24 protein-coding genes and 1 riboswitch are annotated in these 25,332 nt (G+C 31.6%); of the genes, 23 read left to right on the top strand and 1 reads right to left on the bottom strand.

Translation table 11 applies throughout. The annotated features are described in order from the left end of the window. Positions 1 to 90: 90 nt before the first annotated feature. Entirely contained in the window at positions 91 to 660 is a 570-nt protein-coding gene (locus tag P3X86_RS16655; protein WP_483293859.1) for an ECF transporter S component, read from the bottom strand. A 55-nt stretch (positions 661 to 715) separates the two neighbouring features. Further along, positions 716 to 843: riboswitch (FMN riboswitch) on the bottom strand. 356 nt (positions 844 to 1,199) lie between these two features. On the opposite strand from P3X86_RS16655, the gene helD reads away from it, so the two are divergent. From helD to P3X86_RS16540, 23 genes are all read left to right on the top strand, one after another. Next, on the top strand, positions 1,200 to 3,428 hold the full coding sequence (gene helD / locus P3X86_RS16650; protein ID WP_483293858.1) for an RNA polymerase recycling motor HelD: 2,229 nt from the start codon (positions 1,200 to 1,202) through the stop codon (positions 3,426 to 3,428). A gap of 161 nt (positions 3,429 to 3,589) precedes the next feature. Then, positions 3,590 to 3,817 carry a BhlA/UviB family holin-like peptide gene (locus P3X86_RS16645; protein ID WP_483293857.1) on the top strand — a complete coding sequence of 76 codons (228 nt, stop codon included), beginning with the start codon at positions 3,590 to 3,592 and terminating at the stop codon, positions 3,815 to 3,817. 65 nt (positions 3,818 to 3,882) lie between these two features. After that, positions 3,883 to 5,466 (top strand): peptidoglycan-binding domain-containing protein, encoded by a 1,584-nt coding sequence (locus tag P3X86_RS16640; protein WP_483293856.1) that lies wholly within the window; start codon positions 3,883 to 3,885, stop codon positions 5,464 to 5,466. Positions 5,467 to 5,631: 165 nt separating this feature from the next. Then, the gene (locus P3X86_RS16635; RefSeq protein ID WP_483293855.1) at positions 5,632 to 6,054 is read left to right on the top strand and encodes a phage tail terminator family protein; all 423 of its coding nucleotides are present in this window, start codon (positions 5,632 to 5,634) and stop codon (positions 6,052 to 6,054) included. Further along, entirely contained in the window at positions 6,054 to 7,178 is a 1,125-nt protein-coding gene (locus P3X86_RS16630) for a phage tail sheath C-terminal domain-containing protein (RefSeq protein ID WP_483293854.1), read from the top strand. The genes P3X86_RS16635 and P3X86_RS16630 overlap by 1 nt, the downstream gene beginning before the upstream one ends. A 12-nt stretch (positions 7,179 to 7,190) precedes the next feature. Continuing rightward, positions 7,191 to 7,634: a phage tail tube protein gene (locus P3X86_RS16625; RefSeq protein WP_483293853.1), complete on the top strand. Its 444-nt coding sequence runs from the start codon at positions 7,191 to 7,193 to the stop codon at positions 7,632 to 7,634. An 11-nt stretch (positions 7,635 to 7,645) separates the two neighbouring features. Continuing rightward, a complete protein-coding gene (locus P3X86_RS16620; protein WP_483293852.1) occupies positions 7,646 to 8,041 on the top strand; it encodes a phage tail assembly chaperone in 396 nt (131 codons plus the stop codon). 23 nt (positions 8,042 to 8,064) lie between these two features. After that, complete coding sequence (locus P3X86_RS16615) at positions 8,065 to 8,223, top strand: hypothetical protein (RefSeq protein WP_483293851.1); 159 nt, start codon at positions 8,065 to 8,067, stop codon at positions 8,221 to 8,223. Between the two features lie 79 nt (positions 8,224 to 8,302). Beyond that, positions 8,303 to 10,261, top strand: coding sequence for a hypothetical protein (locus P3X86_RS16610; protein ID WP_483293850.1), 1,959 nt, complete (start codon positions 8,303 to 8,305; stop codon positions 10,259 to 10,261). A 14-nt stretch (positions 10,262 to 10,275) separates the two neighbouring features. After that, on the top strand, positions 10,276 to 10,695 hold the full coding sequence (locus tag P3X86_RS16605) for a hypothetical protein (protein ID WP_483293849.1): 420 nt from the start codon (positions 10,276 to 10,278) through the stop codon (positions 10,693 to 10,695). 4 nt (positions 10,696 to 10,699) lie between these two features. Continuing rightward, positions 10,700 to 11,662 (top strand): XkdQ/YqbQ family protein, encoded by a 963-nt coding sequence (locus P3X86_RS16600; protein WP_483293848.1) that lies wholly within the window; start codon positions 10,700 to 10,702, stop codon positions 11,660 to 11,662. Continuing rightward, positions 11,662 to 12,024, top strand: a complete 363-nt coding sequence (locus tag P3X86_RS16595; protein WP_483293847.1) for a DUF2577 domain-containing protein — start codon at positions 11,662 to 11,664, stop codon at positions 12,022 to 12,024. The genes P3X86_RS16600 and P3X86_RS16595 overlap by 1 nt, the downstream gene beginning before the upstream one ends. After that, positions 12,021 to 12,467: a DUF2634 domain-containing protein gene (locus tag P3X86_RS16590; protein WP_483293846.1), complete on the top strand. Its 447-nt coding sequence runs from the start codon at positions 12,021 to 12,023 to the stop codon at positions 12,465 to 12,467. Before P3X86_RS16595 ends, P3X86_RS16590 begins: the two co-directional genes overlap by 4 nt. Further along, positions 12,464 to 13,516: a baseplate J/gp47 family protein gene (locus P3X86_RS16585; RefSeq protein ID WP_483293845.1), complete on the top strand. Its 1,053-nt coding sequence runs from the start codon at positions 12,464 to 12,466 to the stop codon at positions 13,514 to 13,516. The genes P3X86_RS16590 and P3X86_RS16585 overlap by 4 nt, the downstream gene beginning before the upstream one ends. Further along, positions 13,509 to 14,705: a putative phage tail protein gene (locus P3X86_RS16580; RefSeq protein WP_483293844.1), complete on the top strand. Its 1,197-nt coding sequence runs from the start codon at positions 13,509 to 13,511 to the stop codon at positions 14,703 to 14,705. Before P3X86_RS16585 ends, P3X86_RS16580 begins: the two co-directional genes overlap by 8 nt. 6 nt (positions 14,706 to 14,711) lie before the next feature. Next, complete coding sequence (locus P3X86_RS16575; protein WP_483293843.1) at positions 14,712 to 15,101, top strand: hypothetical protein; 390 nt, start codon at positions 14,712 to 14,714, stop codon at positions 15,099 to 15,101. Between the two features lie 96 nt (positions 15,102 to 15,197). Continuing rightward, complete coding sequence (locus tag P3X86_RS16570) at positions 15,198 to 16,421, top strand: hypothetical protein (protein WP_483293842.1); 1,224 nt, start codon at positions 15,198 to 15,200, stop codon at positions 16,419 to 16,421. Between the two features lie 16 nt (positions 16,422 to 16,437). Next, positions 16,438 to 18,672, top strand: a complete 2,235-nt coding sequence (locus P3X86_RS16565) for a glycoside hydrolase family 78 protein (protein WP_483293841.1) — start codon at positions 16,438 to 16,440, stop codon at positions 18,670 to 18,672. 83 nt (positions 18,673 to 18,755) lie between these two features. Continuing rightward, positions 18,756 to 20,978 (top strand): glycoside hydrolase family 78 protein, encoded by a 2,223-nt coding sequence (locus tag P3X86_RS16560; protein ID WP_483293840.1) that lies wholly within the window; start codon positions 18,756 to 18,758, stop codon positions 20,976 to 20,978. Positions 20,979 to 21,064: 86 nt separating this feature from the next. Further along, a complete protein-coding gene (locus P3X86_RS16555; protein ID WP_483293839.1) occupies positions 21,065 to 23,302 on the top strand; it encodes a glycoside hydrolase family 78 protein in 2,238 nt (745 codons plus the stop codon). 1,035 nt (positions 23,303 to 24,337) lie between these two features. Continuing rightward, entirely contained in the window at positions 24,338 to 24,502 is a 165-nt protein-coding gene (locus P3X86_RS16550) for a hypothetical protein (protein WP_483293838.1), read from the top strand. Between the two features lie 14 nt (positions 24,503 to 24,516). Then, positions 24,517 to 24,612: a CD1375 family protein gene (locus P3X86_RS16545; protein ID WP_483293837.1), complete on the top strand. Its 96-nt coding sequence runs from the start codon at positions 24,517 to 24,519 to the stop codon at positions 24,610 to 24,612. A 34-nt stretch (positions 24,613 to 24,646) separates the two neighbouring features. Continuing rightward, entirely contained in the window at positions 24,647 to 25,255 is a 609-nt protein-coding gene (locus P3X86_RS16540) for a peptidoglycan recognition protein family protein (RefSeq protein WP_483293836.1), read from the top strand. The last annotated feature ends 77 nt before the right edge of the window (positions 25,256 to 25,332 follow it).

The raw sequence follows: 25,332 nt of genomic DNA, 5'->3' as shown, positions 1-25,332 counted from the left end.
AGGAATAGTAAGTATATATTAAATGATGAACTTCTAACTGTAAGGGAATAAATAAAGAGTCAGCTTATTTCTTAAAAGCTGACTCTTATATTATTTGGCGGTAGAAACCTTATTTTGTTCTATTTCATGTTTAAAAACTTTGCTTACACTCTTATATAGCATAACAGTGAGGACAGAATTAGCTGTTGCTTTAATTAAGTTAAACGGAACTATAGCTGGCAAGATCATAGCTTTGACAGCAGGCAAAGGAACACCTAAAAACTTAGTAGTAAAAAACAGATTTAAAGGAATCATAATTAATGTCATGCATATAGATCCTACTGTTAAACCTAATATAGCGCCTTTAAGTGTATGGAATTTTCTATAGATTAGTCCGGCCATTATTACAAGAGTACCAGTTGCTATAATATGCATAATTGCGCCAATAATACCGCTGTCTGCATCCACTGTTAAAGCCTGTATAGTGGATATAATAAATGTAACTATTAGCCCAGGGATTGGACCATATAAGAAAGTAGCAATCAGAGCTGGAATATCTCCTGGTTCATATTTCAAAAACGGAGCAGATGGTATTATAGGAAACCTTGCGTAAATCATTAACAACGTACCAATAGCTGCTAACATCGCTAATTTAACCATTTTGTTAACATTATTTTTCATATAAAAAACCTCCTGACATTATAAAATCTTCAGGAGTTTCAATTCATTAAAAACTATCTATCTTCTTCCATCCAGACTATACTGTCGGCTCTGGAATCTCACCAAATCAGCGTTAAGCTCGCGGGCTAACAGAAAAACTGTATTACCGCCGGTAGGGAATCTAACCCTGCCCTGAAGACTATATTATTGTAATTTAATTCTAACATGAATAAATGAAGAATACAAGACAAAATACATAGCCCATAAATTTACAAAAATGTAAAAAAATAATACCCTTAGGTACTTGTTCAGTATTTTATATTCTGTTTGTATTTCTAAATATAGTATATAACAAAAGTATGATTTGTGCAAGTATTTTTAAGAAAAAAAGAGTAAATAGAAGAAAAAATATAAAGAGGCAATAACGACCTATGAGATAACCGGTAATTATAGTTTTAAAATCAGGCTGTATAGTATACAATATGAGTATTCTAATTTTATAATAAGTGTAGTTTTAAGGTAATAAATAAATCTTTGCAACCAGAAAGGAGTAAGCAGGCATGCATAGAGATTTTAATATGGAGAAAGAACATCTTAAAAATACTTGCCTTACAATTGAGGAGCAAATAATAAAACTGGAGAAAGAAACAGTAGACTTACGGGTTAAAGTTGAAGAAAGCAAAAGGTCTTCAGGAGGAGCTTTTAGTAATGAGATAGTAACATATATAGAGTTATTAAATTCAAAGACAAGAAAACTATATATATTAAAACAGGCTATAAGTAAACCCTATTTTGGAAGAATTGATTTTAAACAATTAATGAATGACGAACCGGAGATATTTTATATAGGTAAAACCAATGTTGAAGATAAACATAAAATGATAGTCTTAGATTGGAGAGCACCTATTTCAGGACTTTACTATAGTGGTGAAATTGGCGAAGTTATGTATCAAGCTCCTGGAGGTGCATTTATAGGAGACTTAACACTTAAAAGACAATACGAAATAGAAGAAAGAAGTCTCATAAGTGTATTTGATAAGGGCTTGACTCCTATGGATGAATACCTATTTTCGGCCCTATCAGAAAAAAAAGACAATAGATTAAAAGATATAGTAACAACTATACAAGGAGAGCAAAACGATATTATAAGAGCAGATAGATATAAGACTCTAATAGTCCAAGGGTCTGCTGGTAGTGGTAAAACTACTATAGTTCTTCACAGAATAGCATATTTACTATATACTTACCAAGAAGTTTTGGCAGCTGAAAATATACTAGTAATAGTTCCAAATGCATTGTTCCTTAATTATATATCAGATGTTTTACCTGATTTAGGAGTTACAGATATAAGCCAAACAACATATCAAAGACTTATAGAATCCATGATGAAAAAGAAATTTACTGTAGAAAAGAGCGAAACCAAACTTTTAAAGATGTTAGACCATCAAAAATATACAAAACAAGATAGAGAAAATTTACAGTTAGTATCAAAGTTCAAAGGTTCTCTAATAATGAAAACAATAATAGATGATTACGTAAATAGTATACTATCCGATTTTGTACCTGATGAAGACGTAACAATAAATGATCATATTGTCTATGAAAAAGACGAAATAAAAAAAATGTTTTACGATGAACTTAGTTATTTGCCATTACTACCTAGAATAGATAAGATAACAAGCTATATGAAAAATACGCTGAAAAATAGAATGGAAGGCATTGAAAAAATCATAGATAGTAAATATATGGCAGAGATAAATGGTATCAAGAAAAGAAGTAATAAAGAAGATGATATAAAAGAAGAACTAATGAAAGTGTATGATGCCAGAGATGAAAAAATAAATCAAATGAAAATCGCATCTAAAACTTGCATTGTGCAGTACTTTGATAAATGGAAAAAGATAGATGTTGAGAAAGTGTACAAAATGCTAGTTACAGATGAAACAATATTAAAAAAATATACAAAAGATTATAGGGTTGTATCAGATTATTGCAAAGATGTTTTTGGTAATGATAAATATGAAATAGAGGATTTAACACCTATTATGTATCTTCATATGTTATTAATAAATTCAAATGTAAAGAAATATAAACACATAGTAATAGACGAAGCGCAAGATTACAGTCCATTTCAAATGTATATAATAAATAAATTGAACATCACAAGCTCATTTACTATAGTTGGTGACATTTCACAAGGAATACATTCATTTAGAGGTATAGATAATTGGTCTGAGTTAATGAAGGATATATTTGAGGATAAATACTTAAAATACTTAACCTTAAAAAAATGTTATAGATCTACAATAGAGATAATGAATTTAGCAAATAGTGTTTTAGCCAAATTCCCTACTGAAGACATTATATTATCAGAGCCAGTAATAAGGCATGGTGATGAACCATCTACAATATCTTGTGATAACAAAGAAGAAATGATTAATAGTATAGAGGAAAATATAAAGACACTATCAGGAAAAGGAAATAAATCAGTTGCGGTAATATGCAAATCTTCAAAAGAAAGTGAAAAGGTTTATAACGAGTTAAAGAATAGAGGATTGGACGTAAAACTGTTAACAGACAAAGATGTAAACTACAGTGGAGGAATATTAGTAATGCCAGTTCATCTAGCAAAAGGGCTAGAATTTGACTGCGTATTGATATACAACTGCTCAAAAGACAATTACCCACTGGATAATATATGTATCAAATTACTGTATGTTGCAATAACAAGAGCACTTCATAATGTATTTATATATTATACAGGAGAAAAGTCACAGCTTATAATATAAGTTAAGCTAATAATTTTGGAAGGTTATATAGAGGAGTTATAATTTTTCATTTATATTTTTGGATTGTTTAAATAGATTATACTATTTAGCAATCCTTTTTTTATTGTTACTGGTTTACATATTACATATAAAAACGCTTTTAATAAATAGGGAGGTGTAATATGGAAGATTTAATAATAGAAATAGCATCTAGTCAGGGTATCTGGACAGTTTTAACAGTTTTTTTGTTTTTCTATATTTTTAAGAATCAAGAAAAAAGAGACCAAAAACAAGAAGAAAGAGAAAAAAAGTACCAAGAAATAATAGCAAATCTAACAGAAAAACTCAATACTGTATTAGATATAAAAGAAGATGTCAAAGAAATAAAGAAATTAGTACTTAAAAAATAGGAAATTAGTCTATTAACAAAAATATAATAATAAAATTCAATATAAAGAATAATTGGAGGGAAGCTATGAATAATATAAATCCTGCCAAGATAAGCTTATTTGACGAAAATATAAAGAAAATTAATACTAGTGCTAAAATATTAGATGAAAAAGTAAATGAAGATGGAGTAACAATAAAAAATGTATATGAGATAGAACATCGTATTACAAAAGTTGATGAATACAACTATTATAAAATAAAATTTAGAAAAAGTGGTAGAGCAAATTTTTATATAAAAACAAATAAAAACAATAGACCAAGTATATATCTATTTGATCGAGATGGATTAAAACTAGTAGATGTATCAATTGGGAAAACAGACAAACAGTTACATCATAGTGTAGATGTAATAGAGGGAGAGGAATATATAATAGGAATAACATGTAATACTATTGATAATAGCTGTGAGTACAAGTTTAGAGCAAAAGTATATGACAGTGTCAATGAATATAATATTATGGTTAAACAACTTGGATTAAAAAATAAAATTTACAGCGATTATATCTTTACTCAATATGGGCATAGAACATTGAAAAAGAACAGGAGAGGAACAGATGTAGTGCATCTGAAAAGGTTATTGATAAAATTAGGATATACAAATGATACTATAGGTGTTTTTAATGATAAAACACAGCAAGAGGTTAAAAATTTTCAACGTGAAAATCATCTAAAAGTCGATGGTTTAGTAGGACCAAACACAAGAAAGACTATCGGATTTAAAATAAATGAAAAAAGAGATGTTTTGTCAGGACGAAAAACAAAATTTACAGTAGAAATAGTAAACTGCTACCTATTAAATAAGTATAAAATAAATCTTTATGATGAGAAGGGAGAGTACATAGTTTCATCGGATGAAAATAGTCAAGTAGATATAAAACTAAGTAAAGAGACTGACAAAACATTAAAGCTACAAATAATAGATAGTATAAACTCATCTACTTCTAATCCAAATAAATGGCAATATGATGGGTTTTGTTTAGATAAAATTATAGAAAACCAGAATTGGAGTAGCACAAAAAAGCATGCTTATCCTATTATACCTAGATATATTAACAAGGCAGATTCGAGATTAGGAGGGGTATATGATATAATAATAGATCAATTTAATGTTGAGATGAATGAACGATACTTGCAAAATAATAATAAGTCATATTGTAATATATACGTTTGGGATGTTACTAAAGCTATGTCTGCTGAAATACCTCATTGGATATATAGATCAAATGATAGTATATACAAATACAACACACAAATTAGTTATAGTGAAAATGCGAAAATAGCTCACGAGCTAAGTGCTAATAGTGTATACAAGTGGATGAAAAAACACCACAAAGAAATAGGATATAAAAGAGTCAACGCACTGAATGCACAGCAATCAGCAAATAAAGGGAATCCAACTATAACTATGTGGTATAGCAAATTTGGAGGCTCTGGGCATATGCAAATAGTAAGACCACTTCCTTATAATGAAAGTTATAACCCATCAAAAGGCGTATATATATCACAAGCAGGTAGCAAAAATTATAGAGCTATATACTTACGAGATGAGTATTCAAAGAAATATCAAAATGAATTAATTTATTATACACACAATAACGAGGATGTCTAGTTTGGCATCCTCGCTTTATCGTATAATGCTAATAATTAAAAAAGATGAAAAAAATTCAAATTGTTGGTTGTTTTTTTTCTTTCTCATCGGCATATATATATGGAAGGAGCTTTACAACTTACAATTTGAAATAAAGCTTACCGAAAGGAGGAAGGGGTGATGTAAATGAAACTTATAGATATTAAAAAAGCTACATTAGATAAATTAACAGCTAGTTTTCCTGATTTTAATATACATGGAGAAGATAAAGTAACTGATATGAGTAAAACTACTTTAACAGTACAGCTTAATCCTATTTATATGGATATAATGGACAAATATAATAGAAGACAGTACGTAAACTTAAGTGTTAGGATATATTCTACAGATAAAACAAACGATGCAAATATTGATATAGTGGACAAGTTGTACAAAATATTTGACGCTACTATAGAAGTAAAAAACAGAAAACTCCACATAAAAACTATAAGAATAATGAAAGAAAATGATATCTTAAAGTGTTCATTTAACATTAATTACGAAGATGAAGTGGAAACAACTGAGAATTACGTACTAATGAAAGAATTAAATATTAAGGAGGAATATTAATGGGTTTACCAAAAATCGAGATCAATTTTAAAACACAGGGAGTAACAGCAATAGAAAGAAGTGCAAAAGGAATAGTTGCATTGATTTTAAAAAAGCAAGTTGGAGATAATATCAGCGAATTATCATCATTTGAATATAAGTCTATCGACGAGTTAGGAACACATACTGTTGAAGGGAAAATAGTTGATAATTGGGGAGAGAAAAATAAAGATTTAATCAAGAAAACCTTCTTAGGTACACCTAGTAAGGTTATTGTTGAATATATCACAGCAGAAGAAAAACAAGAGACAATCACAGAATTTGAAGATCAATTAAATAAAGCATTGAAGAGATTAAAAAGCAAAAAGTGGAATTACCTTGCAGTGCCTACTATTGAAGCTATAGGAAACATAGTAACATGGGTTAAAGGCAGAAGAGCTAATGATAAAAAAACCTTTAAGGCAGTATTAGCAAATGCAACACTAGATGGAAATTGCGAAGGTATCATAAACTTCTGTGCTAATAATATAAAAACTAAAAATGATGATACATTTGATGGTTCATGCTACACAGCAAGAATAGCAGGAATACTAGCAGGACTACCATTTACAAGAAGTGCTACTTACTATGAATTAGGAGAAGTAGTAAGTGTAGATGCATTTGATAATCCAGATAATGAAATAGATGCAGGGAAGCTAATATTAATCAACGATGGTGAGAAAGTTAAAATAGCAAGAGGTGTAAATGCTTATACACAAACTACAGTTACAAAAGGTGAATCATTCAAGAAAATCAAAATAGTAGATGCAGTTGATTTAATAACTGATGATATCAGAAATACATTCAATAACTACTATGTAGGTAAAATAACTAACTCATATGATCATAAAGTATTGCTCTTATCAGCTATAAATGCATACTTTGAATCATTAGAGAAACAAGAGATATTAGACCCATCTTATGACAATAAAGCACAAATAGATATAGAAGCTCAAAAGATATATCTTCAAGGAAAAGGGCTAGATGTAAGTACAATGAAAGAGCAGCAAATAAAAGAATACAATACAGGAAGTCAGGTATTTATAAGTGCTAAAGTTAAATTGCTAGACGCAATGGAAGACTTAACAATGGAAATATCAATGTAGGAGGTAGATTAGATGAATAAATTGTCAGGAAATAGAGTGATAAACGGTACATGGGGAGAAATATGGTTAGAAGGTGAAAAAATAAGTGAATTAACAGGATTAGATGCTAAAATCACACTTAAAAAAGAAGACGTAAGTATGTGTGGAGTATTAGCAAAAGAATCTAAGATAACAGGCTGGGAAGGAAAAGGAACACTAAAGCTACACAAAGTGAATTCAAGAATGGCTCAGTTATTAGGAGATAATATAAAGCAAGGAAAAGACGTAAGATTTACAATAGTTGCAAAGCTTGCGGACCCTGATACAATAGGAAATCAGTCAGAGAGAGTTGCACTAAAAGGAGTAAGCTTTGATGACCTTACAGTAATGAACTTTGAGATGAAGGCACTAGGAAAAGTAGAGTGTCCATTTACATTTACAGACTATGATTTTATGGATTTAATAAAACCAGAATAGGGGGGAGATAGATGAGTACTTTAGATTTATTATTACAATTAGACCAAAGCAAGCTTAAAAAGCCTAGCAAAGAAGTAGAAATGAAAAGATTATCAGAGCTATTGGGAGAAAAAATGATATTTAAGGTGGAAGCTTTAACACCTGAGAAAATGGATGAAATCCAGACAATGAGCACAGACGAAGAAAAAGAGACAATGAACATGGGTGAATTACAGCTATTAGCAGTAATGGAAGGTGTAAAAGAGCCAAATTTTAAGTCAAAAGAACTAATGGATAAGTTCGGAGTATATACCCCTAAAGATTTAATTAGAAAGATATTACTTCCAGGTGAGATAATCACGCTTTATGGAATAGTAGGCGATTTAAGTGGATTTGATGGTGGAGCGATAGAAGAAGTAAAAAACTAATAAATACAGATGGATTAACACAAATGATGTATTATTATTGGAACACAAAAGGCATACGACCATCTGTACTGTATAACATGCCAAAAGGAGAGCTGTTAGTGATAACAGCTTTTTACGAACAAGAACTAAAAGATTTAGAAGCCAGGGTAAAAGCTGAAGAAGAAGCAAATAGAAACAATTAAGATAAAAAAGACTATCTCAATGCGATTGAGAAAGTCTTTTTTCATTTTGAAAATTATAGTAAAGGTGGTGAATAGACAAATGCCAATTGCACCGATGCTACCAGGATATAACAATCGTTTACTTGGGGCTAATGCAAAAAGAATTTATGAAGCTCTTGTAAAAGCAAGCAAAGATGCAACTAGAGATTTCAACGAATTTATAGATAAAATAGATGAAAGGAACAAAGGTAAAATAGATAGATCTAGAAATAAATGTGATGATTTATCTGATATGTATACAAAAGCATTTAGAACAAAAGAAATAACTAAATTTGTTCTAGAAAGAATTAAAAACTTCAAATTTTTGTCTAACGCAACCAAAAATTTTGCATTGGAAAATATAATAAAAGCCCCTAAAGTATTAATTGGAAAAGCAGGAAAAAACACAGGTGTAATAAAGAAGACTATGAGCTTTTCTGGGAAACCTAATTTAATAGAGAAATCATCAGGCATGCTTTCAAAAATTAAAAAAAAATTTATGGGAGCATTTACTGCAGCGGGGTATGTTGTTAATGTTTATACAGCAGTAAATGATAAAAGTGATTTTAAGAGAGCTTTAGCAGGTCTAGATATTGCTGGAGATTGCACACCAGCTTCACCAGTAACTTCTGCTATTAACTTTGTAGGTCCATTAGTATATGATTTATTAGGAACTACTAAATTTGGTAGAAAGATAAACAAAGTTTTAGATTATGGAGCAGGTTTTGCAGTAACATCGGTCACAAAAGCTATTACTAGTATTAGTAAAAAAATATTTAGAGCTCTCAGTTTTGTTAGTAAAGGAATAGCTAAAGGTTACAGTTGGGCTGGTAAAGGAATATCAAAAGTTTACAGTATTACTGGTAAAGGAATATCGAAAGCATTCAGTTTTGTAGGTAATGGGATATCAAAAGTCTACAGTTTATTTGGTAAAGGAATATCAAAAATATATAGTTTTGCAGGTAAAGGAATATCAAAAGTATTTGGTTTTGTAGGTAATGGGATATCAAAAGGCTACAATTTATTTGGTAAAGGAATATCGAAAGGTTACAGTTTTGCAGGTAAAGGAATATCAAAAGCATTTGGTTTTGTAGGTAATGGGATATCAAAAGGTTACAACTTATTTGGTAAAGGAGTATCAAAAGTATACAGTTTTACTGGTGATGGAATATCAAAAGGTTTCAATTTTATTGGTGAAGGTATAACAAAAGTTTTTGGTTTGAATGGTAAAGGAATATCAAGAGCTTTTAGTTTTGTAGGTAATGGGATATCAAATGGTTACAGTTTATTTGGTAAAGGAATATCAAAAGTATACAGTTTTGCTGGCGATGGAATATCAAAAGGTTGCAGTTTTATAGGTGATGGAATATCAAAAGGCTACAGTTTATTTGGTAAAGGAATATCAAAAGTATACAGTTTTGCTGGTGATGGGATATCAAAAGGTTGCAGTTTTATAGGTGATGGGATATCAAAAGGCTATAGTTTATTTGGCAAAGGAATATCAAAAGTGTACAGTTTTGCTGGTAAAGGAATATCAAAAGGTTTCAGTTTTGCTGGTAAAGGAATATCAAAAGTATACAGTTTACTTGGCAAAGGAATATCAAAAGCTTACAGTTTTCCTGAAAAAATAATATCTAATGGAATAAGCAAAGCAAAAGGTTTCTTCTCAAACTTGTTCACAAGAAAAAAGAAATTTAAACCTATGAAAACTGATTTTTATAAAAATCAGAATTATATGATTAAATCACCATACAATAAAAATTGGATGTTAAAAAACATAACAAAAGGTAAAAAAAGAATAATACCTAAAGTATCTACTGAAAATATATCAGATTATATCAGTAGTATGAACGTTAGAGTTAAATCTCAGGCTAAAACAAATAACATCAGCAACCCAAGTCATTCAAGTAGCTCTAATAACAACAACTTCAATGTACACATTTCAGGCAATAATTTGTCAGTAAAAGAAATAGCAAACGAACTAGTATCAGAAATCAAAACTAGTATGGCAAATATATAAGGGAGAGGTGAAATATGAACATATACTTATCAGTTAATAATAGAGAACAAGTGATTAAATTGCCAGTACTCCCTAACGAATTTATGGTTAATACAGGTATGAAAAATGAAAGCTACGACACTATAAGGCAAGGTGAAATAAAATTAATAGGACTTGAGAATCTTAAAACTATAAAAATTCAATCCTTCTTTCCAAGTAAAAGATACAACTTTCTAAGGGATAATAAATATAAAGGTTGGAGATACGTAGAGATGATAGAAGGTTGGAAGAGTAGGAGAGTTCCTATCAGGCTAATAATCACCAATACTCCAATAAATATGCCATGCACAATAGAAGGGTTTGAATATGGTATAAAAGATGGTACTAACGATATATATTACACATTGACATTAAGTGAATTTAAGTTTATCAAACTAAAGAAAAAGGGGGTATAGTATCATGCATCAATTACACTGTATAACAGATGATGTGCAAACAGATATGACACCTCTAGTTGGAAATGTGAGTTGGAGAAGCAATATCAATGAACTTGGTGATCAACTTAATTTTGATATAGCATTTAATGATGATAGATACTTTCCAGTGATACCTGTAAAAGTCGGGAGTGTAATCATACTAAAAAATGAACAGGAAATATTTAGAGGTATAGTAGTATCTAGCCAGAGAAGTGGTAGAGGTGCAATAAGCTATACTTGTTTTGATTATGCGTTTTATCTTAATAAAAGTAAAGAGATATATCAATTTAATAAAACACCTGCTAAAGATGCAATACAAAAAATACTCAGTGACTTTAAGATACCTATAGGGAAAATTGCTCCAATCAGTACCGTGATAGATAAGATATACAACAATATGGCTATAAGTGAGATATTAAAAGATGTTATAAAAATATCTGAAAAAGAAAAAGGCATCAAATATAGAATGGAAATGAGAGAAGGCAAAATATATATTGAAAATCAAGAAGAGCTAATGATAAAAGCATCATTTAGATTAGCTAGTAATCTCATGAGTCATGCAGCAATAACTTCTATATCAAATCCTAGTAGAAAAATATCAATGGAAGATATGAAAAACAGTATAAAAGTAATAGTAAACAAAAAAACTGTTGAGGTAAAAAATCAGAAGTTAATAGACGAATATGGACTATTGCAAGAGGTACTAACAGAAGATAGCGATAAAGCAAAGGCAAAAAATATTGCAGAAAAGATGCTAAAAGATATAGGGAAATTAATGGAGGAAAACTCTATAGAAATGATAGGAGATGACAGTGCAAGATCAGGAAGATTGATAGAAATAGATGAGCCTATCACAGGGATGAAAGGCAAATATTTGATAAAAGACGTAAATCATACACTTAGAAATGGTATTCATCGAATGCAGGTAGGATTAGGGGTGAAATAATGGAAGGAATAAGCGAGTTTGCAAAACTATTTAAAGAAAGAGACAATAAACCTTATCTAGGTCCACAGTTAGGCACTGTACAAAGCAAATTTCCCGATATTAAGATATCATTAGGAGATAATGTATTATTGACTAAAAAGAACTTGTATTTTTCATCTCATATAACCAAACATTTTGAAAGAGAATTCGAAATAGAAGCAAAAGAAGTAAAATTTGAGCAAGAGATGCCTAGTATCACCAAATATCAAAGTAAAGGTAAAATAAAATACAAAGATGTATTGAAAAAAGGAGATAAAGTCATACTCATACCTACAACAGATGAGCAAAAATACTATGTAATAGATAAGGTGGTGAAAGTATGATGCTACCTAAAATAACGCAACTAAAGTTTAAGGAACAAAAAAGCAAGAACTTACTTAAAATGGGTAAGTCTTTTTTATTTGATTTTGATAAAGGTGATTTTGTCGTTAAAGATGGAAGACTAGTAGAAGCAACCGATGTAGAATCTCTAAAAGTTTGGATAGAAAAAATACTCAGAACCCAAAGAGAAAAATATCTGGTATATAAAAGAAGTGATGAAGAAGAATACGGTGTAATATTAGAGGATTTAATAATTGGAAATAATTATTCACATTCATTTATAGAATCTGAAATAAAACGAGAGATTAATTCAGCACTTATGAGAAATACAATAATATCTTCTGTGTCAGATTTCAAAATAGAGAAAAACAATACAAAACTCAAAGTATATTTTAAAGTAAATTTGATAAATGGCAAGAGTTTTGACGAGGAGGTGACTGTGTGACAAACAATGAAATAAAAGATCGAATGTTATCTAAAATAGATGAAGAATATGATACATCAGAAGGAACTTTTTTTAACGACATAATAGGAGCATTAGCTATAGAGCTAGAATCTGCCTATGAAAATTTAGAAGAGATATTAGATCAAGGTTTTGTAGAATCAGCTGAGGGGAAATATCTCGATAAAAAAGTCAAAGAAAAAGGTCTGCTTAGAAAGCCACCTATAAAAGCTAAAGCTACTATAGTTATTTCTGGAGTTGAAGGAGCTATGGTTGAACAAGGAATGAAAGTATCAAGTGATATTGTAAATTTTACAATTATGGAAAGTAAAAGAATAGATAGTAGCGGGAATGTCACAGTGTTAGCAGAATGTGACCAAGAAGGCTCAGTAGGAAATCTTCATAAAGGAGCTATAAAATACTTTCCGATTACTATTCAAGGATTAGATAGCGTAACAAATCCAGAGAGTATCTCAAATGGATACGACGGGGAAACAGATGATGAGCTAAGAAAGAGATACTACGATAAAGTAAGAATACCTGCAACATCAGGCAATAAAGCCCACTATAGCAATTGGGCTATGGAAGTACCAGGTGTTGGAGATGTAAGAATTATTCCATTATGGGATGGAAAGGGAACAGTGAAAGTAGTATTGATAGACTCAGAAAAAACTGGAGCAGAGGAAGCTTTGGTAAACATGGTACACAAACACATTGAAAAAAATAGACCAATAGGAGCTACAGTTACTACAATATCTGCAACAGAGATTCCTGTAAATATAGATATTAGGCTAATAATTGATGAACTGAATTTCACTAAAGAGCAGGTAAAAGAGACAATATCTGAAAATATAAGATTACATTTAAAAGAAATCGCATTCAAAGATGATATAGTAAGTCATGCTAGATTGGGTAGTATAATTCTTCAATCTGGTGGTGTGAAAGATTATAAAAACTTACTTGTGAATGGTAAAAATGCAGGGTTAGAAAATCCTAACATAGATATTGGATATGAAGAGGTTGCAGTAGTAGGGGTGATTACAATTGAATAAACTACTACAATATTTGCCTAGCTACTACAAAACAAGCAAAGTTGCAACAAGTTTGACAGATTCACAATACGAAGAAATAAAAGAACTCAGTAACAGAATACGCAAAGCATTAGAGCAGTTAGCAATAGATACAGCTGATTATACGCTTGATAGATGGGAAAAAGAATATGGCTTACCAGTAAATAAACACAAGACAGTAGAGCAAAGAAGAAGTGCTATAAAAGGAAAGCTCATAGGACAAGGAACGTTTACAAAAACAAAAGCATTAGAACTAGCTAATGCTTATAGCAAAGATGGATTAGCTGAGTATATAAATACAGAACATGAGTATGAATTCAAGACTAGACATAGCGTAGATGATCTAACTAATTTCAAAAACATGATAGCTTCCTTTGAAGAATTCAAACCAGCACACATAAAGCATATAGTAGGATTGTTTGTAGAAAAAGAGATAGGGCCAAAAGTTGATGAATTACTACTAAGAGTACAGTTTGAGGTAAATATGACTAAAGAAGACGACCATAAATTCATATATCATCTGGCAGGCACAATGCTAGGTTATAGTGAGTTTAATCCAGATACTATAGAAGAAAGATATATAAGCGGTGCTGGATTAATGAATGGAACTAATACTTTAGATGGTATAAACAAAGAAGAAATGTACTACTATATACCACATGCAAATGTCATAGAAGATACAGCAATACAAAAATATGATATCAAGTCAAAGCTTCATTATAAAAAAGAGACAAATATGAGATACAATTTTTCATATGACATAGGGCTTAACTATGAAGTAGCAGATGATATCAATTATAGATATGATGTAAATGAATTTGCAGAAAGAAATCAAATGTATAAAGTCATAAAGCAAACTCATTCTACAGATATTAACCTCGAGCATGAAAAATCAGAAAGACTCAGATATACAAAACCACAAAATATGAATATAATACACAATAAAAACGAAGAATTGAATGTGAACTTAGAGGTGTTAGGTATATCGGAATTTAGTCCTGATAAGCTATCAATAGATTATACAGATGGTGCATTAAATCTAGAGGGATTAAAAACATTAGATGGGAAAAATCCTCAAGGAGCAGATTACTATGCTAGAAATTCAGAAGAACTTAGTATTAAAAAATATGTAGATAAAAAATTAAAAGAGATAGATATTATAAGGAGGTAACATACAATGGCAAGTATTAAAACAAATATAGGAAGAGAAAAATTAGCAAAGGCACACTCAGGAACAAAATCATTACCAGAAATCACACACATAGCATTTGGAAAAGGTGGAACATTCCTTACAGGAGATAGACATGCACCAAAAGAATTGACAGGAGTAGAAACAACACTTTTTAATGAAGTAATAAGAAAAGAACCAGTAAAAAGCTTTCCAGACAGCTATACAGCAAGATACACAGCAACAATAGATGCAGACGTGGACAAGCTAGTAGGAGTAGATTTAAACGAAGCATGTCTAATAGATGCAGAAGGTGACATGGTGGCAATCAAAACATTTACAAACAAAGGATTAGAAGAAAAAACAGTAATCACATTTGACTATGATGCTAAGTTTTAAATGGAGACGAGAACTAGAGGGAGATTTAATATTCGGTGTATACAATAAGGCAAATAAAAACATTGGATATTAATATAAGAGAGGAAGTGAAATAAGATGGCGATAAGCAATCAATATAGAGATACTATAATAAATGTTTTTACGAAGAATTGTACAACTCATTATGCAAATAGTGGAGTAGATGATTTTGGTTATTCGTTTTATTCAGATGGTAGAGAGATGTTTTCAGGAGAGCGTACTTTTAAAATAAACAACGATGGTAGTATAAAGGATAAATGGACAAGAGGATACACTATAAATGAATTTAATAGATATCTATATGCAACTGCATGTGTGTATAAGGAAAAAGCAACTGTATTTTTAGATTATTCAGACCAAAGTTCCAATTACGGATACATTAAAGATACCTATTTACAATCACCTCAAACAATTAATCTTTCTACAGTAATTGATTATAGAGCGAAATTTGGACATGATATAGCAAGATCCAATAGAGGATTTTGGATAGGTAACGGTTTAGAAGATGGATTTTGGATTATGCAATATATAAAGGGAGGGAATTGTTTTAGAAGTTCATTTAATTCGTATAACTATGCTGTGAATATAAATGGGACAGCTACCGTAAAGCTAAAAAAATATGACTATAGAAATTTAAACTTGTTAAAGGAAGTGACAGTACAGTTGCCTAATGATTTCTATTATCATGGAAGTAGCAGTAGTTCACCAACAGGTGGTTTTGAGTTAGATGGTGCTTTTATTATGAATATAACAGGAAATAAATTTGCTATAGTAAGTTTAGATGATGGAACTATATCGGGTACCTTTAATGTACCAGTTCATAGACTAAAGCGCAATCAACCCCTTACTTTTTCATATTTACATGGTGTTATAGGTGGTGAAAGTGGTTACGGTGAATATATAACTACAAAATTTAACGACTTTCATAACCATCCAGAGTTAATGGGTTTAAAACCAGCTATAGATTCATTGAAATTGAAACCATTAGACGGGCTTCAATATAAAGATATAAAAAGGACAGTACAAGGTTTTAAGCCAATTACACCAGACCATGCAGACTATTTCAACCAAGCACTACAGCTATTAATAGACAATGATGTGACACTAGATAACCTTACAAACGAAGCAGTAAGAGAGCTTAAGTTAAACCAGATGGATATAGCAATAGAGCTAGAGACACTAAAAGGTGCATTGTTAACAGGAGTGGATTCAAATATTATGGTTCAGACATTTGAAAAGCTTGAAGGTGATTTAAGATTTGGTGTTTATAATAGGGCAGAAAAAACACTGGATATTATTTAGAAAGGAAGTGAATTAAATGGCGATAAGTAATCAATATAGGGATACTATAATAAATGTTTTTACGAAGAATCATAATGGTTATTGGCATAAATATGATTTAGATGATATAAATTATGGAGTATATTCAGATGGTAGGGAAATATTTAGTGGGGGAAATAGAACATTAAAAATTAACAGTAATGGTTCTAAAAATAGTATCTGGACAAGTGGATTTAATGTAACAGGAGTGGCTGACTCTCCATATTTAGCAATGGGAAGTGTATATAAAGACAATGTGACAGTGTTTTTATCCAATCCAAACAATGGATACAATTATGGATATATAAAAGACACATATCTGTCTTCCCCTATAACTGTTTCACCTGTGACTACAATTGATTACAGAAGTAAATTTGGAAACAATGTATTAGCTAACGATAGTTACTTTTGGATAGCTCATGGTTTAAAAGATGGATTTTGGATTATGGAGTATGTGAGTGGAGGTAGCAAAACTACTGCCACATATAATGGATACACATATACTCAAACTTTGACAGGAGCTTGCAAAGTTAAGCTTAAAAAGTATGATTACAAAAATCTAAATTTATTGAAAGAAGTCATTGTAGATTTGCCAAATTTTTATTTTTATAAAGGTAAACATTCAGTAGTGGGGGGATTTGAGTTAGCGGATGTTCTTATTATTAATACGTCATACAAGCAATTTGCAATAACATGTTTAGATGATGGGAGTGTTGCAGGGACATTTAACTTTCCTGATAATAATTTGGATAATCATCAACCACTTACTTTTTCATATCTACATGCTGTAATAGGAGGAGATCAAGGCGATTATAGGTTAAGTCAAGACGGGTTTATAACGTTCAAATATAACGACTTTTTCAACCACCCAGAATTGGTGAAAATAAATAAAACCCCTAAAATTCCGAGTAGCCTGAACCCAACAGGATTTTCAGATAGTCCAAAGAAGATATCTACACTAACGCCTACACTAAGCTGGGTATTTGCTGATGATGACGAGGGTGATGTACAGAGTAAACTCCAAGTGCAAATATACAAATCAGTGGATGATTCATTGGTACACGATACAGGAGCATTAGTGAGTGGGAGTTTTAGCTATACAGTACCACAAGGAACTCTTGAGTCAGACACAAAGTATTACTGGAAAGTTAGATTGTGGGATAATAAAGATGGAGTTAGTGAATACACTACAAACAGATACTTTGTAACAACAAAAGCACCTGTGGTCAATGTAGTGTCACCAATCGGAACAGAATCAGTACCAGTGAAAGGTATACCAGTAATCCCAAGATTAGAATGGACATATTCAGATAATGAAAATCATGGACAAACACATATACAAGTTGTAATCAAAGATAGTGGTGCTAATATAGTACATGATACGGGCAAGATAGCGTGTACGGATAAATATTACAATGTACCTGCTGGTGTGTTATATCAGAGTGAAAAATATAGCTGGATAGTAACTGTATGGGATAGTACAGATATGAAAAATACTCCTATGAATCCACAATATTTTATTACAAACTACACACCACAGAAACCAACAGCAACAATGCCTATAGATAACTACAGAGTGTCACTTAGACCTACTCTTGAGTTTACAGCACCTATAGATGTAGAAGAAGATAAGCTTCACTTTAAACTCAACATATCTCTAAGTGATACTTTTGAAAGTACCATGATAAAGGATAGTGGATTAGACACTACAGGTTGGGAATATCAAGACGGTGATTCATGGGTAGCTATTCCAGTAGAAGGTTTAGCATCAGAGTTCTATGGACGTAGAGTTAGGTATACATTTACTGAGGATTTAACAGAGAAGAAGACATATTACTGGAGAGTAACAGGATATAACAGAGGATTAGGTAGTCCAAAACAGTATGTATACAGTGATACAAAACGTATAAGAGTAGGAGATAGGATAGTATATCAAGAAACACCTTATACTACAACAGACAGAGCAGAGAGAATACTAGCAAAGATATTCATGAATACAGAAGCTGATGGAGTTAAACCAGTATCATACACAATAGAAGTAAGTAACAATGCACTAGATGAAAATCCAACATGGGAAGATATGACACAGTCATTTAAACAAAAGAAGTATCATGTGTTTACAAACCAGTCCAAAACAGCAACAGACTGGGCAGTATCATATAAACTGACAGTGATGGCTAATGATACGATGGGGAAAATTAGTGTAGAATCTGTGAGTATATGCTTTGGTTAGAGTTATGGTTAGAATTTAATTATTATTAGGATTTTTGAAGACGTGGTATATATAATAAGCAGGTATAGAAAGGAAGTGATTAAATGGCGATAAGTAATGAATATAGAGATACTATAATAAATGTTTTTACTAAGAATTATACAACCCATTATGCAAATAGTGGAAATGGTGGAGATTTTAATTATGCTTTTTATTCAGATGGTAGAGATACATTTTCTGGTAAATGGACTTTTAAGATAAACAGCGATGGTAGTATAAAGAATAAATGGACAAGTGGATATAATGTAAATAATATGAATAGCTCTAGTTATACTCATGCAACTGCTTGTGTATATAAGGATAATGTCACTGTATTTTTAGAATATCCGTACTATGGATATAATTACGGATACATTAAAGATACATTTATGCAATCGCCTAGAAAGATTGTTCCCAATACAGGATATTATTATAGAAAAATATTTGAACATGACATAGTAGCACATCATCAAAGTTTTTGGGTAGGGCATGGATTAAAAGATGGTTTTTGGGTTATGCAATATGTAAGCGGTGGTGATTATGCTAAGGCTACATATAATTTGTATAATTATATTACAAATTTAACCGGTTCAGCTACAGTTAAATTAAAAAAATATGGTTACAGATTAAACTTATTAAAAGAAGTGACAGTGAAGTTACCTAGTGATTTTTATTATAATGGAAGTAGTGGTGGAACAACAGCAGGAGGATTTGAGTTAGCTAATGCTTTTATAATGAATATAACAGGTAATAAATTTGCAATAGTAAGTTTAGATGACGGAACTATATCAGGTACGTTTGATGTGCCAGTGCATAGATTAAATGGTAGTCAACCTCTTAGTTTCTCATATTTGCATGGAGTAATAGGTGGAGAGAATGGTTACGGTGAATATATAACTACAAAACTAAATGATTTTCACAGACATCCAGAGTTAATGGGTTATAATAAAATACCTAAATTACCTAGCAGTTTAAGTCCTACAGGATTTTCAGATACCCCAGAGACAATATCGACTCTTACACCTACATTAAGCTGGATATTTGCTGATGATGACGAGGGTGATGTACAGAGTAAACTCCAAGTACAAATATACAAATCAGTGGATGATTCATTAGCACATGATACAGGGGAATTGGCAAGTGGAAACTCAAGCTACAAAGTACCACAAGGAACTCTTGCACCAGACACAAAGTATTATTGGAAAGTAAGAGTTTGGGACAATAAAGATGGAGTTAGTGAATACACCACAAATAGATACTTTGTAACAACAAAAGCACCTAGCATCAATGTAGTATCACCAATCGGAACAGATTCAGTACCAGTGGAAGGTATACCAGTAATTCCAAGATTAGAGTGGACATATGCAGATGATGAAAATCATGGACAAACACATATACAGGTTGTGATAAAAGATAGTGATGCAAATGTAGTACATGATACTGGCAAGATAGTGTGTACGGATAAATATTACAATGTACCTGCTAGTGTGTTATATCAGAGTGAAAAATATAGCTGGACAGTAACTGTATGGGATAGTACAGATATGAAAAATACTCCTATGAATCCTCAATATTTTATTACAAACTATACACCACAGAAACCAACAGCACCAATGCCTATAGATAACCACAGAGTGCCACTTAGACCGACTCTTGAGTTTACAGCTCCTATAGATGTAGAAGAAGATAAACTCCACTTTAAGCTCAACATATCTCTAAGTGATACTTTTGAAAGTACCATGATAAAGGATAGTGGATTAGACACTACAGGTTGGGAATATCAAGATGGTGATTCATGGGTAGCTATTCCAGCAGAAGGATTAGCATCAGAGTTCGGACGTAGAGTTAGGTATACATTTACTGAGGATTTAACAGAGAAGAAGACATATTACTGGAGAGTAACAGGATATAACAAAGGGCTAGGTAATCCAAAACAGTATGTATACAGTGATACAAAACGTATAAGAGTAGGAGATAGGATAGTATATCAAGAAACACCTTATACTACAACAGACAGAGCGGAGAGAATATTAGCAAAGATATTCATAAATACAGAAGCTGGTGGAGTTAAACCAGTATCATACACAATAGAAGTATGTAACAATGCACTAGATGAAAATCCAACATGGGAAGATATGACACAGTCAGTAAAACAAAAGAAGTATCATGTGTTTGCAAACCAATCCAAAACAGCAACAGATTGGGCAGTATCATATAAACTGACAGTGATGGCTAATGATACAATGGGGAAAGTTAGTGTAAAATCTGTGAGTATTTGTTTTGATTAGAGTTATAGTTTATGGAATTTAATTATTATCAGGATATTTGAAGACGTGGTATATATAATAAGCAGGTATAGAAAGGAAGTGAATAAATGGCGATAAGTAATGAATATAGAGATACTATAATAAATGTTTTTACTAAGAATTATAGTAATTCTTCAGTTAGTATGAACCTCATGAATTATAGTATGTATTCTGATGGAAGGGATGTTTTTAGTGGGAGTAATCACACGTTTAAAGTTATTGATAGTGATTTAAACACTAACTATTGGCGTAGTGGATTTGACGTGACTGGTGTAGCTAATACTCCTAATTTGGCAATTGGAGGTGTATATAAAGACAATGTGACAGTGTTTTTATCTCATCCATTCCATGGATATGATTACGGATATACAAAAAACTCAAACTTGGCTTCACCTACAACTATTACTACTGTTACTACAATGGATTACAGAAGTAAATTTGGCAATAACATAATAGCAAATAATGAGAATTTCTGGATAGGTCATGGATTAGAAGATGGTTTTTGGATTATAGAATATGTTAGTGACGGGAGCCCTTCCTTCAGTACATTTGACGGATCTAAATATGTATCCTCAATAGGCGGTGGATTTAGAGCTAAGCTTAAAAAATATAATTATAAAGACCTTAGTTTATTAAAAGAAGTAGTTGTTGATTTACCTAATTTCTATTTTTCAACTGGAAATACTTCGATAGGGGGATTTGAGTTAGCGGGTGTTTTTGTAATCAATCTTCATAGCAATTTGTTCGCAATAATTAGTTTAGATGATGGGACTATCTCTGGATCGTTCAATTTACCTATAGATAAGTTGTATGGACATAAGCCATTGACATTTTCATATTTACGTGGTCTTATAGCTGGATATGGAGGAAAAGAGGGCGATAATAATTATGGTAATTTTGTTAAGATTAGACTAAATGACTTTCGTAACCATCCAGAGCTAACGAATTACGCTAATACTAATACAGCTCCTAAAACTCCAAGTAGCTTAAGCCCAACAGGATTTTCAGATACCCCAGGAACAATATCGACTCTTACACCTACATTAAGTTGGGTTTTTGCAGATGATGACGAGGGAGATGTCCAAGGTAAATTACAAGTGCAATTATTTAAAGCATTAGACAATTCCTTAGCACATGATACAGGAGCATTAGTGAATGGAAGTGCTAGCTATACAGTACCACAAGGAACTCTTGAACCAGATACAAAGTATTACTGGAAAGTTAGAGTTTGGGATAACAATGATGATGTTAGTGAATACACTACAAACAGATACTTTGTGACAACAAAAGCACCTAGCATCAATGTAGTGTCACCAATTGGATCAGATTCAGTACCAGTTAAAGGTATACCAGTAATTCCAAGATTAGAATGGACATATTCAGATGATGAAAATCATGAACAAAAACATATACAGGTTGTAATCAAAGATAGTGATGCAAATGTAGTACATGATACTGGCAAGATAGCGTGTACGGATAAATATTACAATGTACCTGCTGGTGTGTTATATCAGAGTGAAAAATATAGCTGGACAGTAACTGTATGGGATAGTACAGATATGAAAAATACTCCTATGAATCCACAATATTTTATCACAAACTACACACCACAGAAGCCTACAGCACCAATGCCTATAGATAACTACAGAGTACCACTTAGACCTACTCTTGAGTTTACAGCTCCTATAGATGTTGAAGATGATAAACTCCACTTTAAGCTCAACATATCTCTAAGTGATACTTTTGAAAGTACCATGATAAAAGACAGTGGATTAGATACTACAGGTTGGGAATATCAAGACGGTGATTCATGGGTAGCTATTCCAGCTGAGGGATTAGCATCAGAGTTCTATGGACGTAGAGTTAGGTATACATTTACGGAGGATTTAACAGAGAAGAAGACATATTACTGGAGAGTAACAGGATATAACAGAGGATTAGGTAGTCCAAAACAGTATGTATACAGTGATACAAAACGTATAAGAGTAGGAGATAGGATAGTATATCAAGAAACACCTTATACTACAACAGACAGAGCAGAGAGAATACTAGCAAAGATATTCATGAATACAGAAGCTGATGGAGTTAAACCAGTATCATACACAATAGAAGTAAGTAACAATGCACTAGATGAAAATCCAGCATGGGAAGATATGACACAGTCAGTTAAACAAAAGAAGTATCATGTGTTTACGAACCAATCAAAAACAGCAACAGACTGGGCAGTATCATATAAACTGACAGTGATGGCTAATGATACGATGGGGAAAATTAGTGTAGAATCTGTGAGTATATGCTTTGATTAGGTAGGGGATTCTTCTTTCCCAACAATAAAAAACATTAAAAACAAACAGAATAAAGAAAGAGAAGATAAAACAACTATAATAAAAACTAAAACTATCTAAAGCATATTTATAAAAGAGTATTAAAAGGAATAAACTATGGTCATACTTCTGAGTGTGGCTCTCTACTTTTTGTAAGGAAGCGTTAAAAAACATCATTCTAACTCGGAGAAGCATCTGTTTTTTTGATTGAATAAATGATAAAACAGCTACTTCAATGTCGTTTACGAATGATGTTCTTTAGCTTCTAATAGGTTTATTGATTATTCTATTTTAGGGTAAATCTTCGGAGAGAGTAGGAAAAACTCATTGATTATAATAATTCATTGGAGAAGGGGAATCAAAGATAATCTTTGCGGTGCAGTAGAGAAGCTGTTTCTAACTATTTTAAGTAGAAGCGTTGAAGAAACAGCTCCTCAAATTTACCTACAAGAAACATCTTTTAATTCCTCTAGTGATATTGTTGGTTGTTATTTTTAGGGTAGTTTATTGGGTCATAAATTTAAACTCTAAAATCACATATTAAACACAAAAAGTCAATTCAAGAGCTGAACAAATAAAGTTATGAGTAACCACAAGAACCACAAAGATAATCTATAAAAATATATGAGTAATCAACAAAATAACAAAGAAGAATTAGGGTCATGCTTTGGAGTGTGGCTCTTTACTTTTTGTGTGGAAGCGTTAAATAACATTTGCCTAACTCGGAGAGAGCAGTGTTTCTTTAATTATATTAGTGATGATGAAACACTACTCTCAATGTCGTTTACGGAAAATATTATTTAGCATCTAGTAGGTTTGTTGGTCGTTCATTCTTTAGGGTAAAGCTTTGGAGTGAGGAAAGATACTCATTGTAAATAGTGATTCATTGTTGAAGGGGAATCAAAGATAATCTTTGAGGTGCAGGATATGCTTTTACCTATAGGTGATGAGTAATCATAAGACTCACAAAGATAATCTGAAAAAACCATAACGTATAGTCTTTAAAAGGAGGAAAACATGAAAATATTAAAGCTAACAGATTTATTTGATAAAAGAAAAAAAGATAACGAACAGAAACTGAAAATCAAAGAGCTAGAAAAGCAAAATGTAGAGCTTTTATTAGCAGTAGCAGAATTATACGAAAAACAAGTACAAATGCAAGATAAACTAAACAAAGAATAGAAAGGATGATTCAAATGATAAGCATCTATGCTAGATTGATTGATCTAGGACTAAAAACAATAGAACAAGTACCAGAAATAATCAGAGAGCAGGTAAGAGTAATACTGTAGTACATTTAATCTAATCAGGGCAGGGGGAGTACAAATGAAAATTATTGAGGATTTCATAGATAAAAGGTACAATAAAATGCAGGCAAAATACATCACTATACATGAAACAGGAAGTTATAATATAGGAGCAGATGCTAAAGCACATAATAGATATCTACATAGAACAGATACAGACAATAAGTGCTGGCATTTTACAGTGGATGACAAGAGCATCTATCAACATATTCCTGTAGATTACAACGGATGGCATGCAGGTGATGGTCTTAGGGGAATAGGCAATAGAGAAAGTATAGGAATAGAACTATGCGTAAACGAAAACGGAGATTTTAATAGAACGCTAGAAAATGCTGTGTGGCTTTGTAAGAAGCTATTAAAAGAAAATCCATTAATAAAAGAAGTGGTTCAACATAACTATTGGAAAAGTAATAAGTACCCCAAAGGGAAAGATTGTCCACGTACCCTTAGACGAACAAATAGATGGAATGAATTTTTAGATAATATATATAAAGAAAGAAAGCATTGGGCAGAGGTTCATTATGACAACCTCAAAGCAAAAGGCATAAAAATAGATGAAAAAAGATTCGATGATTATATGACTAGAGGAGAAGTACTTGCTTTAATAGATAAATTAACAGACAAATAATAATTAAAGTTTCAGGCTTAAAATAGTAAAATGCTATTTTAAGCCTATTTTTTTATTTTAAATATTCAATCAAATAG

It is taken from the genome of Abyssisolibacter sp. ZYX002 (assembly GCF_056892235.1).
The sequence above is the reverse complement of the archived record's forward strand: the minus strand, read 5'-3'. Positions and strand labels throughout refer to the sequence as shown.